The 19,370-nt window shown below is 36.0% G+C and carries 10 protein-coding genes; all 10 read right to left on the reverse strand.

From position 1 onward, the window contains the following. Window positions 1-15 precede the first annotated feature (15 nt). Window positions 16-1,602, reverse strand: coding sequence for a SusD/RagB family nutrient-binding outer membrane lipoprotein (locus ACFFLS_RS12985; protein WP_379682007.1), 1,587 nt, complete (start codon window positions 1,600-1,602; stop codon window positions 16-18). 17 nt (window positions 1,603-1,619) lie between these two features. Then, a complete protein-coding gene (locus tag ACFFLS_RS12990; protein ID WP_379682008.1) occupies window positions 1,620-4,706 on the reverse strand; it encodes a SusC/RagA family TonB-linked outer membrane protein in 3,087 nt (1,028 codons plus the stop codon). Window positions 4,707-4,968: 262 nt separating this feature from the next. Continuing rightward, the gene (locus tag ACFFLS_RS12995; protein ID WP_379682009.1) at window positions 4,969-7,629 is read right to left on the reverse strand and encodes a glycoside hydrolase family 3 protein; all 2,661 of its coding nucleotides are present in this window, start codon (window positions 7,627-7,629) and stop codon (window positions 4,969-4,971) included. A 12-nt stretch (window positions 7,630-7,641) separates the two neighbouring features. Next, window positions 7,642-9,882 carry a GH92 family glycosyl hydrolase gene (locus tag ACFFLS_RS13000; protein WP_379682010.1) on the reverse strand — a complete coding sequence of 747 codons (2,241 nt, stop codon included), beginning with the start codon at window positions 9,880-9,882 and terminating at the stop codon, window positions 7,642-7,644. An 11-nt stretch (window positions 9,883-9,893) separates the two neighbouring features. Further along, window positions 9,894-11,378 carry an alpha-L-fucosidase gene (locus ACFFLS_RS13005; RefSeq protein ID WP_379682011.1) on the reverse strand — a complete coding sequence of 495 codons (1,485 nt, stop codon included), beginning with the start codon at window positions 11,376-11,378 and terminating at the stop codon, window positions 9,894-9,896. Between the two features lie 38 nt (window positions 11,379-11,416). Further along, on the reverse strand, window positions 11,417-13,267 hold the full coding sequence (locus ACFFLS_RS13010) for a beta-galactosidase (protein WP_379682012.1): 1,851 nt from the start codon (window positions 13,265-13,267) through the stop codon (window positions 11,417-11,419). A gap of 170 nt (window positions 13,268-13,437) precedes the next feature. Beyond that, window positions 13,438-15,750 carry a glycoside hydrolase family 20 protein gene (locus tag ACFFLS_RS13015; RefSeq protein ID WP_379689433.1) on the reverse strand — a complete coding sequence of 771 codons (2,313 nt, stop codon included), beginning with the start codon at window positions 15,748-15,750 and terminating at the stop codon, window positions 13,438-13,440. 339 nt (window positions 15,751-16,089) lie between these two features. After that, window positions 16,090-17,112: an isoaspartyl peptidase/L-asparaginase family protein gene (locus ACFFLS_RS13020; RefSeq protein WP_379682015.1), complete on the reverse strand. Its 1,023-nt coding sequence runs from the start codon at window positions 17,110-17,112 to the stop codon at window positions 16,090-16,092. A gap of 90 nt (window positions 17,113-17,202) precedes the next feature. Continuing rightward, complete coding sequence (locus ACFFLS_RS13025) at window positions 17,203-18,321, reverse strand: putative glycoside hydrolase (protein WP_379682016.1); 1,119 nt, start codon at window positions 18,319-18,321, stop codon at window positions 17,203-17,205. Beyond that, window positions 18,296-19,369: a carbohydrate-binding family 9-like protein gene (locus ACFFLS_RS13030; protein ID WP_379683379.1), complete on the reverse strand. Its 1,074-nt coding sequence runs from the start codon at window positions 19,367-19,369 to the stop codon at window positions 18,296-18,298. The genes ACFFLS_RS13025 and ACFFLS_RS13030 overlap by 26 nt, the downstream gene beginning before the upstream one ends. Window position 19,370 lies beyond the last annotated feature (1 nt).

The following is a 19,370-nucleotide window of genomic DNA, read 5'->3' on the forward strand; positions in this document are numbered from 1 at the left end:
TACTAACCAAATTAATTATTTTACGTCCCACCAAAGTTTGGTTCCACCACTGTCAGGACCTCCTAATTTACTGATACCGTCTACAACGGCGTCTCTATTAGAAGAATATTCGTTTGTAGTATAAATAATTCTTTTCATCAAAGATTTACCAACACCAGCATCATTGTTATCTGTATTTAAAACAGGATAGATAACTTTAGCATCGCTTCTACGAAGGTCAGCCCAAGCTTCCCAAGATTCAGGGAAAATCGCTAAGTATTTCTGAACAGCAATCTGCGTACGCTGATTTGCAACTGTAGAAGACCAAGCAACTGGCAATTTAACCGGAATATCTAATAAATCTAATGTTGGAAAAACTGTTAAAACGTTTGGTAAAGTCGGTAAAGTAGATCCTGCAATATAAGAATTAACAGCTGCAACATCAGTGATTCCCCACTGTGCCATAGATAATTTAATACCATTTTCGTATAAACTTTGAGCACTTCCACCCATGTTCCATCCATTTAAAGCACCCTCAGCTCTACTCAAGTAGTTTTCAGAAGCCATAAAGATTTCGATATTTTTAGATTCGCTCAAGTTGTTTGCAGCACCGTTACCCATTACATCATTGTTAAATGCAGAGAATTTAGTTGTACCAAACTGATCTTCTAAAGCTCCAACAGGCTGTCCTCTGTACACTCCTGTATCGATTGGCGCAAACCATTTTGCTAAACGTGGATCGTTATATCCAACAAGAATACTTTCCATAGAAGCAGTCATTGTATAACCCCAGCTGTTTACAATCATGTTCAAGTTGTTTGGAGTAATGTTACTTGCTTTAAAGAAAGCACTTTGGTCATTTGTCTCCATTACACCTGCAGCAACAGCAGCTTCTGCTTGAGTTTTAGCTTTTGCAGCATCTTTATCAGAAATTCTTAATGCTAAACGCAATCTCATACTGTTTCCGAAAACTCTCCATTTTGCAACGTTACCTGCATAAACTCTGTCGTTTGGCTGAAAAGAAGCAACTGTAGCAACAGAAGAAGAAGATAATACCGTATTTGCTTCGTCTAATAATTTGAAGAAATCATCATAAATAAACTCAACACTATCGTAAGGAACTTTTTCTTGACCATTACCTGCTTGCGTATAAGGAATCGGTCCGTAAGCATCTACCATTTGGTTGTACATGAAAACTTTCCAGATTTTAAGTACTGCTAAAGCCTCAGCATTACCTTCAGATGCTTTTACCGCATTGTTTAAAGCTGGTACAGCTACAGTATAAAATCTTAACCATCCTCTACCTTCGTATCCATTTACAAAAGCATTTCTTTCTGTACCATATCCACAATTCAGATAATGGATAAAAGTTGAAGATAAAATTCCTGTTGCAATACCCCACGTTCCCTGGTCATCAACTCCCGGAGAAGAATAAGAACCGTTATGGATACCTGCGTATAGTGCAGATGCGAAAGCAGGTCCTGCCAAAGTAGCATCTAGCTGATCTTCTGTCAATGAATTAGGATCTTTGTTTATTTCATCAAAGTCGCCTGCGCAGCTTGATAAAATAGAACATGCCAATAATGCAGCTCCTAATGTTTTTATTTTTAAACTATATTTCATGATATCTCTTTTTTTAATTAAAATCCAAATTTAACATTAACTCCATAATCTCTCGTTGAAGGAATGTTGAAAGATTCTATACCTTGCAAGTTTCCTGTACCTGCACCAGCTTCAGGATCAAAATGTTTAGCTTTGTTTACGAAGAAGAATAAGTTTCTTCCTACTAAAGAGAAATCAATGCTTGAAAACCCTGAAGTACCTAATATGCGTTTTGGTAATGAATAACCGAAAACAAGCTCTCTCAATCTGATGTTTGTAGCATCATAAATAAATGGCTCTGCAATTGGAGTTCTTTGTCCGATTGCTGTCCAGTATTGTTCAGCAGTAATGCTTGTTGTGTTTGGAGTGTAGGTTCCGTTTCCAACAGCTACAACCCCAGGAACAACGATTCCACCTTCTCTTCCAGCCAAAGTAACATCACTTACTCCTAAACCAGCTTGTCTAGCCTGAGTGTATGAAATAACTTCACCACCGATTCTAAAATCAACTAAGAAGCTTAAAGAGAAATCTTTGTATTTGAAGTTGTTTTTGATACCTCCAGTCCAATCTGGATTAAAGTTACCAGCACGAACATCAAAACCATTTGTTGCCAAAGGAATACCTGCACTGTTTACGATAATGTTACCTTGTGGGTCTCTTTGGAAACCTTTGATGTATAAATCTCCGTACTCACCACCAACAACAACTTTACTTCTTACCAAACGTCCTTCACCTAAAACTAACTCGTCTCTTCCATCAAGGATAGATTTTACTTTAGATTTATAAGAAGCATAGTTTGCTGTAATATCCCAAGTAAAGTTTTGTGTCTGAATAGGAGTTGCTGTAAGCGTAAGCTCGATACCTTTATTTTCAATATCACCACCATTTACAATTGCTCTTGAATATCCAGAAGATTCTGGTGTATTGATGAAGAAAATCTGGTTATTAGTTAATGTATTGAAATAAGTAAAGTCTAAACCTAAACGGCTGTTGAAGAATCTAACATCTGCACCAAACTCTGTTGATCCAGATAATTCTGGTTTAAGATTAGGATTCGCTTTTGTATTTTGTCCATAAAGCATACCTCCATTTCCTCCGATATAAGAGAATCTTTGCTGTGTTTGGTAAGGATCTGTATCATTACCCACTTTTGCGTAAGAAGCTCTAACTTTTGCAAAACTGATTACCTCTGGTAATTTAACCATATCAGAAATAACAGCTGAAATACCGTATGAAGGGTAGAAATAATCATTAGGAATTGTAGAAGACCAGTCATTTCTAGCCGTAACATCTAAGAATAAATAATTTTTGTAAGCGATTTGACCAAATCCGTAAACCGAATTGATTCTTTTATTTGAAGCTGTAGAAGTAGATTGAATAGTTTGAACGTTACTTAGGGCAAAGAAATTTCTTTTACTCAACACACCACCTGAATTTAAAGCAGAATTATTTTGTTGCAATACGTTTGCACCACCATTAAGTCCAATTGTAAAATCACCGAACTTTTCGCTGTAAGCAAGTAAAGCATCAACGTTTAATTCGCTTACAGTTTCATAAGATTCACTGTATGAACCCATATTACTGTTAAATGCATTTGTAGCGTATCTGTTTCTTACATTTTTATTTGTCATTTGATCTAAACCAGCTCTACCTTGTAAACTTAACGTATTTGTAAGCTGGTATTTAAGAGAAGCTAAACCAATAAATCTGTTTCTCTTGTCTGTACGAGCATCGTCTCTTAAAGCAGACCAATATGGGTTTCCACCTGGAGCTCCTGTTTCGTCAAGGAAATAATTTACTTGTCTTTGTCCTGCAGCATCAATATATTCGAAATTTCTGTAATCGTTGTAAGCAATACTACGAGGTAATAAATAAGCTGATGTACCAATAGACTCTTCTCCAGTTCTCAACAAGTTGTCGATATCCTGAACGATGTAGTTTGTTTTTACATCTAAAGATAATTTATCAGAAATTTTGCTTGTCAATCTTAAGTTAAGATTGTGTCTGTCCATTTGGTTACCTCCCACAATACCTTCAGCACGTGTATTGGTATAAGAGAAATATCCTTGTGCTTTTTCGTTACCAGTAGTAACTGTTAATGTGTTAGCTAAGTTGTAACCTGTTTTGTAAAAATCAATAACGTTGTTTGGCTGTGGAGAATAGCTTTGTGTAGCTGGTCCTGCATAATTCGGATTACGAACCAATTGCCAAGCCGATACCTGACGCCCGTCTAATCTTCCACCCCAGCTTGAGCTTGAGTTAGCAACATAATTTCCATTTGTACCTTGTCCGTACTCGTTTTGTAAGTTCAGCAAGTTATAAGCAGAAGATGCCATAAAGTTAGATGATAACGAAACAGATGTTTTTCCTGCTTTACCAGATTTAGTAGTAATAATGATAACACCATTTGATGCTCTAGAACCATAAAGTGCAGCAGCAGATGGTCCTTTAAGAACAGTCATCGAAGCAATATCTTCAGGGTTGATGTTAGAAATACCGTCTGGCTGAGTAGTTCCTCCTGTATCAATATCAGGATTAGAATTTGTTGTTCCGTTACTAATCGGCACACCGTCTACTACATAAAGAGGCTGGTTGTTTCCGTTAAGAGATCTGTTACCTCTTAAGGTAATTCTTGAAGAAGATCCAACACCATTAGATGTAGTCGAGAAGTTAAGACCCGCAACTTTACCAGAAAGCGAGTTGGCAACGTTTAATGATCTTGCTTCTGAAATCTCATCTACAGATACATTTTGTGCAGAATACGTAATCGCTTTTTTCTCTCTTTTAATACCAAGAGCCGTAACTACTACTTCTCCTAATTGTTGTGTGTCTGGTCCTAAAGCTACGTTAATAGTAGTTTGTGTTCCAACAGCAACTTCTTTTGAAGCAGATCCTACATAAGTAAAAACCAAGACTGCTGATTGGTTTGAAACATTAATAGTGTACTTACCATCAAAATCGGTTGATGTACTTGTTTTTGTTCCTTTAACCACAACATTAGCTCCAGGAATCGGAATACCTGTCCCAGCTTCTGTTATCGTTCCTTTTACTGTAGTCTGAGCCTCTAGATTCTGAAATCCAAAAAGGCATACGACAAACAGTAATTTTAGTACGTTTTTAATCATATTAGTTGTTTTTTTAGAGTTAATAACATGTTAAATTTAGGAATACGTTTTGTTAACAATACATTATTTCGACAAATGACATTTTTTAAAAGGTGTTGGTCAAAAATGGACGTTTTATTGAAAGAAAACGTTTTCAATTGTAATCCTTATCCTCCATATTTTTAAGGCCTAAACCCTATTAATCTAATGGATTTAGGCTTTTTTTAACTGTATTCGTTTTTTTATCTTGTTATCGTTTAAAATTCTTCTGCAATCTGCCTTTTTAGTTCACAATTTTGAATTGTGTTTTTAACAAATCAACTGAGTTTCCACCTACCATAACTTCGAAGTCTCCAGGCTCTGCTACAAACTGCATCTGTCTGTTCCACAGGCCTAATTCGTCTTTTGTAAGTGTAAATTCAACATTTTTAGTTTCTCCTTTTTTGATGAAAAGTCTCTTAAAACCTCTTAAAGTTTTCTCCGGAGTCGTAACAGAACTGTAAACATCATTTACATATAATTGCACCACTTCGTCTCCATCAAAATTTCCAACGTTTTTAACATCAATACTAACTTTTAAAGTACCCTCTGCTTTTATTTCTTTTGAACTTATTTTAAGATTTGAATATTGGAATTTCGTATAACTCAAACCGTGACCGAATGTATATAATGGATTTTCACTTTCGCTAACGTATTTATGAATCGCTGATGGTTTTTGGTTATAATATATAGGTAACTGCCCTACTGATTTCGGAACTGTAATTGGCAATCTTCCACCTGGGTTGTAATCTCCAAATATAACATCAGCTACAGCTCTTCCTCCTAATTCACCTGGAAACCAACCTTCGATAACGGCAGGAATATTTTCGCTGATCCAGTTTGTAGAAAGCGGACGACCGTTCAACAATACACAAACAACTGGAGTTCCTGTTTTCTGAATTGCCTCAATCAATTCTTGCTGGATTCCAAATAAGTCTAAAGAAGCCACATCTCTGTTTTCTTCTACCAATTCATTAGATTCTCCTAAAACCACAATCGCAACATCTGCTTTTTTAGCTGCTTCGATTGCAGGCTGTAGGTTTACTTTTTCCAAATTCCAACGGAAATGAGCTCTGGCTCCCCAGCCTCCTTCCCACATTTCAATACGGACTTTGTATTTTTTACCTTTTTCAATGTTTTTTGGCACCGTAACCATGCTTGTCGCTCCTTTTGTCCAGTTGTCGATAACTAATTGGTCATCGATATACATTCTGATTCCGTCATCAGAACTTAAACCTAACCATCCGTCCAATGCTTGATCTGATTTTAAGAATCCTGTCCATCTGATAGAAAAGTCATCCACATTAACACCATCACCAGGAGCCCAAGGCCAGTCAAACTCTAACTGACTGTCAATGCGGGTTAATGCTGGTGTTCCTTGCAATTCTCTATTATTGAAATATTCTCCTTTTAATCCGTTTTGAGATTCGTCTGGAGTAAATAAATATTTAGATGGAATAATCTGCCCTTTTACAATTAATGGTACACCTTCTTCATAAACTACATTAGCTGTTTTTCCAACTAATTCTTTAACTCCTTCGTAAACCGTTACACCAACACTATTTTTAGGAGCATACCCTCCCATTCTTGAAGCATTTGCATTTGGTCCGATAACCGCAATATTTTTCAAGTTTTTACTTAAAGGCAAAGTGTTGTTTTCATTTTTCAATAAAACCATAGATTTTTGAGCAGCTTCTAAAGCAACTGCTTGATTTTCTTTAGTATGAAAACGCTCTTTGATAAGATTTTTATCTGTAAAAGGATTTTCAAATAATCCTAATAAGAATTTCAAACGTAAAACTCCTCCCGCAGCACGGTCGATATTTTCTGTTGTCAATTTCTTCTCATTTACTAATTCAATGATGGTGTTCTGCCAGAATTCATTACTAAAGTCATAAAACTGCATGTCAACACCAGAAGAAACCGCTTCTCTGATAGCATCTTTTGGAGAATCAGCCACTTTATGAGTCGTTTGAATGTATTTAATAGCTCCTAAATCAGAAACTACAATTCCTTTAAACCCCCATTCTTTTCTTAAAACATCTGTCAATAACCAGTGATTTGCTGCACAAGGAATACCGTCTAATTCAGAATACGCGCACATGGTTCCTAACGCACCACCTTTCATAAATGCTTTTTGGAAAGATGGCAAATGATCTTCACGAGCTGAACGTTCTCCCACCAAAATTGGCGAAGAATTTCCTCCCGCTTGCGGAATACCGTGAACCGCGAAGTGTTTAGGCTCTGCAATTATAGATCGATCCGATTTTAAATCGTCTCCTTGTAATCCTTTAATGAAGGCCAAACCAATTTCACTATTTAGAAAAGCATCTTCTCCGAAAGTTTCAGCAACTCTACCCCAACGCGGTTCGCGCCCTAAATCTAAATTTGGACCAAAACCAAAGTGAACACCGTGTGCTCTGGCTTCCATACCGATTACTTTACCCACTTTATCTAAAAGAGATGTATCCCAAGTTGCTCCAAGTCCGATGTTCATTGGGAAAGCGGTACTTCCTTCATCTAAATAGCCGTGAAGCATCTCGCACATAATCAGCGCCGGAATTCCCCAACGGTTTCCTTTGATTACATTCGTTTGCAAATCATTGATCATTTTCGCTGAGCGTGGATACAAATCATGAATCGCTCCAATTCCTAATTTTCCAATTTTTTCTGCCGATTTAGATTTCGCAAAATCTTCTTTATCTTTAAAAAAATCTCCTCTATACATATCCATCTGACGCACTTTTTCTTCAAGCGTCATACGACTTAGCAAATCTTGAACTCTTTCTTCTACTGGCAATTTGGCATCCTGATACGGATACTTTTTCTGGGCGTGCGTTTGGTTTAAAAAACCAACAGCCATTACAAAAATAATGGCTGTTTTTCTCATTCTTAATTGTAACATAGTTGTGTGTGTTTAGTTTTGAATCACTTTAAGCTTTGTTCCATTCACAAAATCTTCATGCGAAATAAAAAAGCTATTAAGTGTTTTTCCGTTTATCTCAATCGAATTGATTTTCCCACCATTATTTTCTTGTCTTTCAATGACGATGTTTTCTTTTTTATAATATCTTGGATCTAATTTGATCGTCACTCTATGAAACATTGGCGTCGTAATGGTGTAAATTGGATCTCCTGGAGAAATTGGATAAATTCCCATCATCGAGTAAACCAACCAAGCCGACATTGTTCCAGTATCGTCATTTCCTGGTAATCCTTTTGGTTCATTTTTGAAATATTCGCGAACCAATTTCTTTACAGTTTCCTGAGCTTTATATTCTTCTCCTTTCACATAATTAAATAAATACGGATTAGCAATATCTGGCTCGTTTGCCATATCAAATTGTTTGATGTCAAAGATTTTCTGCAATTGTGCCGAAAATGCTTGATCACCGCCCATTAATTTTTTTAATCCGTTAATGTCATGAGGAACCATAAAAGCATATTGCCAAGCATTTCCTTCGATAAAACCAACATTTTCTTCAAAATTAGCTCCAGAATTTGGATCAAATGGCTCGTACCATTTTCCGTCAGCTGTTCTTGGACGAAGCAGATTTAAGTTTTTATCAAATAATTTTCTGTACGACAAGGAACGTTCTTTAAAACGTTTTACATTGTCTTTGTCACCGAATTCGTTGGCCATAAGTGAAATCGAATAATCTGAAATATTGTATTCCTGAGTCGTCGAAACTGGCCCTTTGTTGTCGGTTGTCAAATATCCTTTTTTGATATAATCTTTCAATCCTGGACGAAGCGGATTATTCTCAATATTATCTGCGCCTTTCAACATCGCATAATAGGCTTTATTAACATCGTAATCACGAATTCCTCTCATATAAGTATCTGTAATTACAATACTTGCAGGATCTCCAACCATGGTAAAAGTTTCGGTCGAATTCAATTCCCATTTTGGTAACCAGCCGTTTTCATCGAACATATCCAACATACTTTTTACCATATCCGATTGCTGTTTTGGATAAACCAAAGACATTAACGGATGGACATTCCTATACGTGTCCCACAAAGAAAATACGGTATAACGAGTATCTTTGGTTTTAGCAATTTTAGTTCTTTTGATTACTGGATATTCTCCGTTAATATCATTTAAAGTATTTGGGTGAATTAAAGTATGATACAAAGCCGTGTAGAAAATCGTATTGTCATCTTTTGAACCGCCTTCAACCAAAATTTTAGAAAGTTCTTCGTTCCATTCGTTATAGGTTTCTTTGTAAATTGCGTCAAAAGATCTGTTTCCCACTTCTTTTGCTAAATTTTCACGGGCATTTTCGATACTTACGTACGAAATTCCGATCTTTACTTCAACCGTTTCTTGTTTATCGAATTTATAGGTAAAATAACTTCCAATACTATCCCCCACAACGGTTTTGATTGTATTTTCCATCATTCTGGCTTTTCCGTTGTAGCCCATCCATTGTGCTTCGACACCGTTGTATTTCGCAGGTTTTTTCCAAACTCCGAATTTATCGGCAGGTTTAGAAAATTGAGCCACAAAATAAACTGGGTAAGCATCTTCCGGACTGTTGTAACAAAATGAACCAACTGAACGCATTCCTTCAATTTCTGTAGAAGAAACGACTTTTATCATCGCGCCTTCTTCATTCGTTAATCCCACTCCAAGATTTAATAAAACATTCGATTGCCCTTTCGGGAAAGTGAATCTGCTAATTCCAACTCGTTTTGAAGCTGTAAATTCGCCTTTTACTTTGTACTTATCGATATTTACGCTATAATAAGCAGCTTTTGCAACTTCATTAGAATAAGTAGAACCGTATTTCAAATGATCGATTTCTACATTTCCAGTTGTTGGCATCAATAAAATAACGCCTAATTCCGGACAGCCTACACCACTTAAATTCACCTGACTAAATCCAGTCAAAAAAGTATTCTCATTTACATACGGATTCGAAAGCCATTGGCTGTCTTTTTCCATTGGAGTATTTTTTATTCCCGCCACATTAAACGGACTGATACTTGCCATTCCGCGTGGGGCAATTGGGCCTGGATAAGCAGCTCCATAGTTGGAAGTTCCAATAAACGGATTTACAAAATCTGCGGGTTCCTGCGCAAAAATAATAATGCTAAAAAACAGCATGTAAAAAATACATGCTGTTTGAAATTTATTTGTATTTAAAACCATAGGTTTCATTTTTATCTGTTGATCGCTTCGATTTTTAAAGTCCAAGCTTCTTTCGCTGGAAGGTTGTTTCTTAAGCTTTCTGGAATTACTACTTTAAATCCGTTTCCTTCTTTGGTCCATTTTAAAGAAGTTTTAGAACCTAACATCGTAATTTTTGTTCCTTTTTTTGGACTGATTGATTTTACAGTAACTTCTGCAGGAATTTTATCTTCTCCTTCTTTAGCTAAATAAAAAGCAAATACATTTCCAGCTTTATTTTGTGTAAAACAGATGTTCTCTTCTTTGTAAGGTTCAATTGGTTTTGTGTTGTAAATCGCTGTGTTGTTTACTTTCATCCAATCTCCGTAAGCTTGTAATAAATCGTAAGCACCTTTATCCCATTCTCCTTCTGGGCTTGGAGCAACGTTTAATAATAAGTTTCCGCCTTTTGCTACAATATCAATCAACATATGAATACCTTGTCTTCCAGTCATGTATTCAGCACCTGGAGAATAAGACCATCCACCACCAGCTGGAATACAAGATTCCCAAGGATAAGGCAATGTTTTAGCAGGAACACGTCCTTCTGGAGTTAAGTAGTTTTGGTTTTTACCGTGAACTGCTCTATCCACAACAATTAAACCTGGTTGTTTCTGACGCGCTTTGATAACCAATTCATCCATTTTTGGATCTTGATCTACAACTCTATGTTTGATGAAACCGTTTTTAGATTCGTTTTCAGTAAATTTTTCATCGTAGTTTTCTTTGATGTTCACTTGGTCTCTTTTTCTAACCCATCCTCCATCTAACCATAAAATATCAACTTTACCATAATTAGTTAAAATTTCTAAGATTTGGTTGTGTGTGAAATCAACATATTTCTGCCATTTTTCAGGATATAAAGACGGATCGTAGTTTACGTTTCTGTCGAATGGAGGGAAATAAGGATCCCAGTAGTTTTCGTTATGCCAGTCTGGTTTAGAGAAATAAGCTCCTGTTGAAATACCTTCTCCTCTAAAAGAGTTGAAAATTTCTTTTAAAACGTCTGCTTTAGGATTTGTATGAAAAGGAACATCTTTACTAGTAATCTTGTAATCAGAATATTTCGTATCATACATATTGAAACCATCATGGTGTTTTGTAGTGAAAACCATGTATTTCATTCCCGCATATTTAGCTGCTTTAGCCCATTTTGAAGGGTCAAATTTTACAGGATTAAATGTTTTTCTTAATCCTTCGTAGTCTTTGATATAATCATTATAATTAGATGGATTGCTTCCTTTTTTACGTTCACACCATCCGTAATCTTCAGGGCAGATAGACCAGGATTCTACAATTCCCCATTGGCTGTAAGTTCCCCAGTGCATTAGCAGACCAAATTTTTTGCCTTGCCATTCGTCTAAGTTTTTTAATACTGCCGGATCTGTTTCTGGTACGTATCTTTCATCTTCATAAATGGCCTGAGAGAACATTTGTACTGAAAATAAAAGGGCGATCATGAATATTCCTTTTTTCATCTTTACTCTAATTTATAATTTATTTATTCTTTGTTTTTCTAGTTTAGTTTATCAAGTATAGGTTGATCTGTAAAAATTAATTCTGTTTGGGCATTTTCATTAAGTTGCTCCAATACTACAAACTTGTTTACACCTTTGTTCAACCAACAACCTGGTACATAAAGCGTTTGTTGCGGTCCTACTTTCCAGTAGCGTCCAAGATTGTGTCCGTTAACAAATACAATACCTTTTCCCCAATTGGTCATATCAAGAAAAGTATCGGCTGGTTTATCTATGTTTACTGTAACTTCATATAAAACTGGTCGCCCAGATTTTATCGTTTCATTTTTAAGAACTGGCACTTCACTCATCGGCATTTTATACATTTCCCATCCGCCACTAATTTCATATTCATTAATGAATACTGGCGAAATAATTCCTTTAGTGTTATGTACTATTTCGGCTCCGTAATTAATACGTCCCATATTTTCAACCAGAATTTCTAAAATACCGTTAAAAGGAATAGAAAGGGTCAACTCATAATTTTTGAAAACTCTATTCAATTCCCCAACCTTAGCTCCATTTACATAAACTGTAGCAAAGTCTCTTAATCCTTGTATTTTTAATTGACCTGAAATTGGCTGTGTAAATCGTTTACGATATAAAACATATCCATTTCCCTGACCTAATTTTTCAAATGTTAAGGGTTGATCATTTACAACCGCTTTTTCTTTTTTGATCCAGCTTAAAACATCCATACTTGATTTGACAGGCTGATTAGGATACTTTATAACTTGTATTTTCTCTGGAATCGGTGCTAATTTTGTTTTAGAATATTTTTGCATTACTTCACGAATAGCCATAAATTTTGGTGTTGCCCAACCTGCTTCGCTAATAGGTGCATCATAATCATAGCTTGTAATATCCGGCTGAATATCACTTTCTTCATTATAATTTGCTCCAGAGGTAAATCCGAAATTAGTACCACCGTGTACCATATAATAATTAAAAGAAACACCGGCATCAAGATACTTTTTAGTCTGACTTGCAATCTCCTCAGTTCCAATTTTAATAAATGGTTCTGCCCAATGATCCAGCCAACCAGAATAAAACTCTGCTACCATATAAGGCCCTTTTCCTTTGTGGTATTTATCAACCTGTTTTTTTAAGTTTTCTATATTTGATTCTCCATTTGCAGTTGGCAGCACGCCTTCAATAGCACCACCTTCGAACAACCAAGTACCGTCTGAAGTAAAGAAAGGATCTGGAAACCCAGTTTCTTTAAGCATATTATAAATTGCTGTTTTGTATGCTTTATGATCTTCAGCACTAATATCGGTTCTTTGAGAAACATAAGAACCAAATTCATTTTCGGCCTGAACCATAATAATAGGCCCACCCTGATTAGCAAAATTTCCTTTTACCACTGCATACAAATGTTCAAGATATGTTTTGCAAGCGTCCAAAAATGCTTTGTTATTGGTACGAATTACCAAATCTTTATTATTTTGTAACCACCAAGGATATCCTCCAAATTCCCATTCACCACACGCATACGGACCTGGTCTAAGAATTACATATAATCCTTCACTTTTAGCAATACGTAAAAATTCTGCTAAATCTTTATTTCCAGTTTTAAAATCCCATACACCTGGTTCAATTTCATGATAATTCCAAAACACGTAGGTCGCCACGGTATTCAATCCCATAGCTTTAAGCATTTGCAGCCTATGTCTCCAATATTCTTTAGGAATACGCTCATAGTGCATTTCTCCCGAATGTATTTTTATAATTTTCCCATCTTTTTGAAATTCTCCATTAGATATAGAAAATCCTTTTGTTTGAGCCTTTGCAAAAAACGGCATCAAACAAATCAATAATACTCCGAGCTTAAATAATATCTTATTCATTTTTTTTCAGATTATACATTTATGACTTTAAACCTTTGTCAAAGTATGAAACTTTGACAAAGCTGTCACAAGCATTTCACGTTAAACTATGTGTTGGAAACTAGTTTCTTTTTAAACTCTTTTATCAAGTTCCTCAAAAAAAATCTATGTTTCTATGTGTTTAAAAATATTTAATTTACCAAAATTTCATCCACAAACAACCAAGAGCTTTCTCCTTTCGGGCTTTTCTTTAAGTTGCCTGCAATTACTTTTACAAAACGTGCGTTTTGTTTTTGGAAATTGATTTTGAAATCTTTCAATTCCGGAACTGCATTTACAGCATAAGGACGCGTTATTTTCCCAACTTGTTTGTATTTAGAACCATCACTAGAAATCAGCACTTTAACTTCTATCGGAAAATTAACTCCCGCTCCCTGACTTTCTAAAGTTCCAACGATAACTTGCTCAATACTTTCCTCTTTTCCAAGATCTAAAACAAGTTCCATATCATTAACCAACCAAGCCTGCCATTGTCCATCGTGGAAATTTTTACTTCCTCTGATGGTATTCACCATTGTGTTAGCATCGCCTTTATAACTCTGGTTGTAAGGCGTTAGATATTTAACTTTTTTCGAAAACCCTTTATGGAAAACTAAGGTGTCTGTATATGTTTTCCCCACCGGTTTATCATCCTGAAATAAAGAAGCTTTTAAAACAGTAGTTTCTTTGATCTCAATTGGAACTGTATATTTTATCGCGTGATGATCAATACTTTTATCGCCTAAAACATAACGGATATCTGGATTTGGAAACTCATTTTTCAACTCCACTTTAATTTGCTTATTCGCTAAATCAGCTGTAGAAGAAGCGGTTACCAAATAAGCGCTTTTCGCATAATTTAATCCTTGATAATCATAACGTTTAAACATTGAAAACAATCTTGCTGTAAAATCATTCCAATTGCGTTTTTCTTTCGGGCTCCACAGTGTTTCTGATAAAGCTGCCAATCTTGGAAAAATCATATATTCGGAATCTTTTGGACCCGCAATATGTTCTGCCCATAAATTGGCTTGTCCACCCAAAACATGTGTAGCTTCCTGTGGTGTCATAGTCGAAACTACAGGATCAAATTTGTACACTTCGCTTAACGGATTATAAGCATCAAACGCTAACGGCTCTTCGTTTTGTGGTCCTTGGTAAAAGTTGAAATAACAAGGCGTCTCTGGCGTCATGATCACATCGTGACCTTGATCTGCCGCTTCAATTCCGCCTTTTGTTCCTCTCCAGCTCATGACTGTTGCATCTGGAGCTAAACCGCCTTCTAAAATTTCATCCCAACCAATTACTTTTTTGCCTTTAGAATTGATGTATTTTTCCATGCGTTTTACAAAATAGCTTTGTAATTCTTCAACGCTTTTCAAACGTTCATCTTTAATTCTTTTTTGACAATGCGGACATTTTGCCCAATTGGTTTTAGTAGCTTCATCTCCTCCAATATGAATATATTTTGAAGGGAAAATCGTGATTACTTCATCAATTACATCTTGCAGAAACTCAAACGTCGTTTCTTTTCCTGCACAATAAATATCTGTCAAAGGCCAAACTCCGCCTGATGGAACACCAATTCTCTGGTTAAAACAAGCCAATTCAGGATAAGATGCAATGGCGCTGCTTACGTGTGCTGGCATTTCGATTTCTGGAATTACTTCAATGCCTTTTGTTGCTGCGTATTTTACGATTTCTTTTAATTCTTCTTGCGTAAAAAATCCGCCGTACGTACCTTTTTCGTCAGGATTAGTTGTTAATCTGGCATTCCAACTCGTATTTTCCTGGTCGACTCTCCAAGCACCAACTTCTGTCAGTTTTGGGTATTTCTTAATTTCTATTCTCCAACCTTGATCGTCAACCAAATGCATGTGCAAAATGTTCATTTTGTGCGCTGCCAAACGATCGATAGTTGCTAAAACATAATTTTTATCGAAGAAATGACGAGATAAATCTAGCATCAAACCTCTCCATTTGAAACGAGGTTCGTCTGTAATCGTCAAACTTGGAATTTGCCATTTTGCAGAAGTAACAACATATTTACTTTCTATCGCCTCTGGAAGTAATTGTCTGATACTTTCTAAACCGTATAGAAAACCAACATTCCCCTTAGCTGAAATGACAATATTTGTCGGATTTACATCTAAAACGTAAGCCTCATTTTTTAAGTTTGGATCAATTTTAAACTGAACAAAATTACTCGCCGGCGCTTTTGTTGTCGTTTCTGGTTTCCATCCTGCTACAGTTTCAAATTTAGAAGCCAAAGCATTGGCAGCATCTTTCTGAAAATCGCCATTTACTACAAACTTTGTATCTTTTGTAAATTCAAAAACACCTGTTTTAATAAGAGTCTGACTAGGTTTTGGAATGATACGAATATCATTTTCTGTGTAAACTTTCTGCGCGCTAGCCGAGAAAACTGAAGTGATTAGGGTTAATAGGAATACTAATTTTTTCATTCTTTGTTTTTTGGTTTCTCTATCTACTTAATCAATTTAAACACATAGAGACATAGTTTTTTAAAGCTTAAAAAGGCGTTTCACTTTGCATTAATGCACATAGAAACTGGTTTCCTTTTTTATGTTTTTGAAGTTCTTAACTTCAGGTTTGTCAATCTTTATCGAGCTTCTTGCGGAGATTTCTCCTTCGTCGAAATGACAAATATTGCGTTTAATCTCTTCAACGGATTAAAATCCGTTGCTACAAAATAATTCGTTCCTCCGGAACTTTTTGTAAAAGAGCCTTAGGCTCGAAACATATTGTAGGGATGGATTTTAATCCATCCATCGCAATTAAAATTATTTATCCCAAGACATTTTAAATTTCGCGTCTTCCATTCTATGACCTTTTACATCATCAGAAACGGCGAAATTAAATCCCGATCTCAGACTGTAACCTGCGTATTCACCATTTTTGTTTAAAGCAATAAAACCAACTTGTAGGTATTCCATGTCTTTGTGGTTTTTATGTTTGTTGTAAATACGTTCTGTAATTTCTTTACAAGCATCGTAAGGCGATTTTCCCTGGCGCATTAATTCGACCACCATAGCACTTCCGGCAGTTCTAATAACCGCTTCGCCTAAACCTGTTGCAGCGGCAGCGCCAACTTCGTTATCAAGAAAAAGACCCGCGCCGATTATTGGGGAATCACCGACGCGGCCGTGCATCTTCCAGGCAGCACCACTAGTGGTGCACCCTCCCGAAAGGTTACCGTCTTGATCTAACATTAGCATACTTATGGTATCGTGGTTCTCTATATTGATAACTGGTTTGTATTTAGAATCTTCCAGCCATTTTTTCCAATCTTTTTCAGATTCTGGAGTCAATAAATTTTCTTCTTTAAAGCCTTCTGACAAAGCAAATTGCAATGCACCTTGTCCTGCTAACATAACGTGAGGCGTATTTTGCAGTACTCTTTTTGCAACAGAAATTGGGTGTTTGATTCCCTGAAGGAAACAAACAGACCCGCAATTGCTGTTGTGATCCATGATACAGGCATCAAGAGTCACTTTCCCTTCGCGATCCGGATATCCTCCATAACCAACACTGCGGACACTCGGATCGGCTTCAGGTATTTTCATTCCGGCCTCGATAGCATCAAGAGCCGATTTTCCTTCTTTTAGGTTTTTCCAAGATTCTTTATTTGCAGGTAAACCGTGATTCCATGTCGAAATGATAATCGGTTTTGTTTGTTTTTTCTCTTTTGATTCGGCTTCTGGTTCATTTTCCTGATTTGCAGCAAATCCGCTTACGCCCAAAACAGAACTTATAGCTAAGGTGCCTAAAGTTGTTTTCTTAATAAAATCTCTTCTATTTGACATGTCTTTTGGTTTTAATTCAACTTTGAGAAATACAATATTCTCAATGTTGCTAAATTAATCAGTAATAATTTTTAATCCCAGTAAAATCTACTACAAGGTCGATTTTACTGCCTTAATTGTCTTTAAATTACTATCTGATAAGGCATTTCCGTCAAAAAATGAAACTCCTGTTGCACCGTTTTTCTTAGCTTGCAAAATCGCTTCTTTTAATTCTGCATCCGATTTTAATCCCGGAATATAAATTCCAGTATTTACTTTCGTCGGCTTTCCTTCTAAATCGGCTACACCTTGTTTTGTTGCGTAACCAACCCAGTCAATTTCTTCGTCATAAAAACTATGATAAATCATTGGATATACTTCATCAATATTCCATTTATCCCAACGCTGACGCACCATATGGTCTGCCATTTCTGGATAAGGGAATACCGCTGCTGTTAATTTTTTATTGTGTTTATGAGCAATTTTATACGCATCGTCAACCACTGCTTTTACTGCATTTAATCTGAAATTTTTCCACTCCATATCAATTGATGTATTGTGGCTTTTCTTCGGATTTTTATGATGTTCTTTTTCGAATTTGCTTACGCAGGCATCACAATAACAGAAATCAAATTGTGGTAATTCTACATCCTGAACCAAGTTGTATTTCGGTAATAAACTGATTGGCAAGAAAATGTCTGGGAAACGAATGTAATCTAAATGTACACTTTCGATTCCTTCTACTTTTGCTAAACCTTCAACTAAACCTAAAACGTGGTTTCTAGATTCTTCTTTAGTTGGGCAAAGCCATTGGTAATAATCAACATACGGACGGTTATCAAAACAAGATTTTCCTTCTTTGCTAACCTGATACCAATCTGGATGCTGTAAAGCAACTGAATCATTTGGACGGTTCATTGCCATAATCCAGGCATGAACTTTTAGGCCTTCTTTTGTTGCAAGGGGCACTAATCTTGCTAAAAGTTTTGGATCTGTCTGGGTATTGATTAAAACTTCGTCAATACCGCCGTCTTTGTATTTTTTGAATTCTTTCGAATAATCTGCGTCCGATTTTTTAGCGTCAGCTGTTGTCCAAACTCCAAAAATGAATTTTCCGTTTTCTTCTGTTTTAGTTTCTTTTTGTCCGCAAGAGAATAAACTCAGCGAAAGCGCCAAAACTATAACTTTTGATAGTTTTTGTAACTTACTCGTTCGTAATAATTTTACCATCTTCTTTAATTATTAAGGTTTTGTTTGAAAAAGGGCTTTTTACTGAAATATTAAATCCTGATAAATGATTCTCTAATATCGGTTTTAAAGTCTTTCCTTCAACAATTATATTTTTCTTACTGATACTTTGCAGTGATTTTGCCCAAGATTTATTCTTTTCGAAATATCTTTTTTGAGCACGGTACAAGGTATACAGTTCCCATTTTACTTTTTCTTCTTGCGAAATTGTAAAAGAATCCTGTTCTCCTATTTCTTTTGACGAGAAGTATACATAAGCCCATTTTTCGGGCTCATGCATATTGATGACTCCCATAGGCGACCAAACCCAATTGTATTCTGGGAGAAATTTTCCTTCTTTGTCTTTTTTACGTTCGTATTTTCCATTTACAACATCGTGTTGCCAATTCACTCTCGAGAAATTGACTCTCCAAAACTTGTCTTTCGGAACAATATTGTCAAAATAGGATGTTTTATAAACCGACCACGGAATTGCAATTTCTAATGTCCAGCCTTTATCTGTGTCTGAAGCATTGTTTAATGTTCCGTCAATCTTTACAGCCGATTTTAAACCTGTTATATTCCAATCGTTTAAAACCGTATTTTTTTCTCTGTAAGGTTTATTAATGAATAAATCCCAAGCCGTATTCAGCGCATTAATTTCTAATTCATAATAATTGTGCGTGTCATTATCTGGGTCGATAAAAACCTCAAAATCATTATTATAAAAAATAATCGTATCACGCTGTCTTAGATTTGCCCAAACATGAGGCTCCTCCATTTTTGCTAGGATATAGTAGTAATTATCGTCCCAAAGCATTTTGACCTGAGTTTTGTATTTTGGTTTTTCAACGCCTTCTATATCGATAAAAGGTGTTGTCCAAGATGCTTTTTCCCAAGCTTTATCTGCTTCATCGCCGTCAATTACAATTTCTTTTGAAGTCTTATATGCAACATAGCTTTTAGGACTGACCTCCTTTTCGGCCTGCGCATAGGTCATCAAAGAAAAAAAACTCGCGAACAGGGACAATAATTTACCTCTACTATGCATC

It is taken from the genome of Flavobacterium procerum (assembly GCF_042431625.1).
Lineage (GTDB): Bacteria > Bacteroidota > Bacteroidia > Flavobacteriales > Flavobacteriaceae > Flavobacterium > Flavobacterium procerum.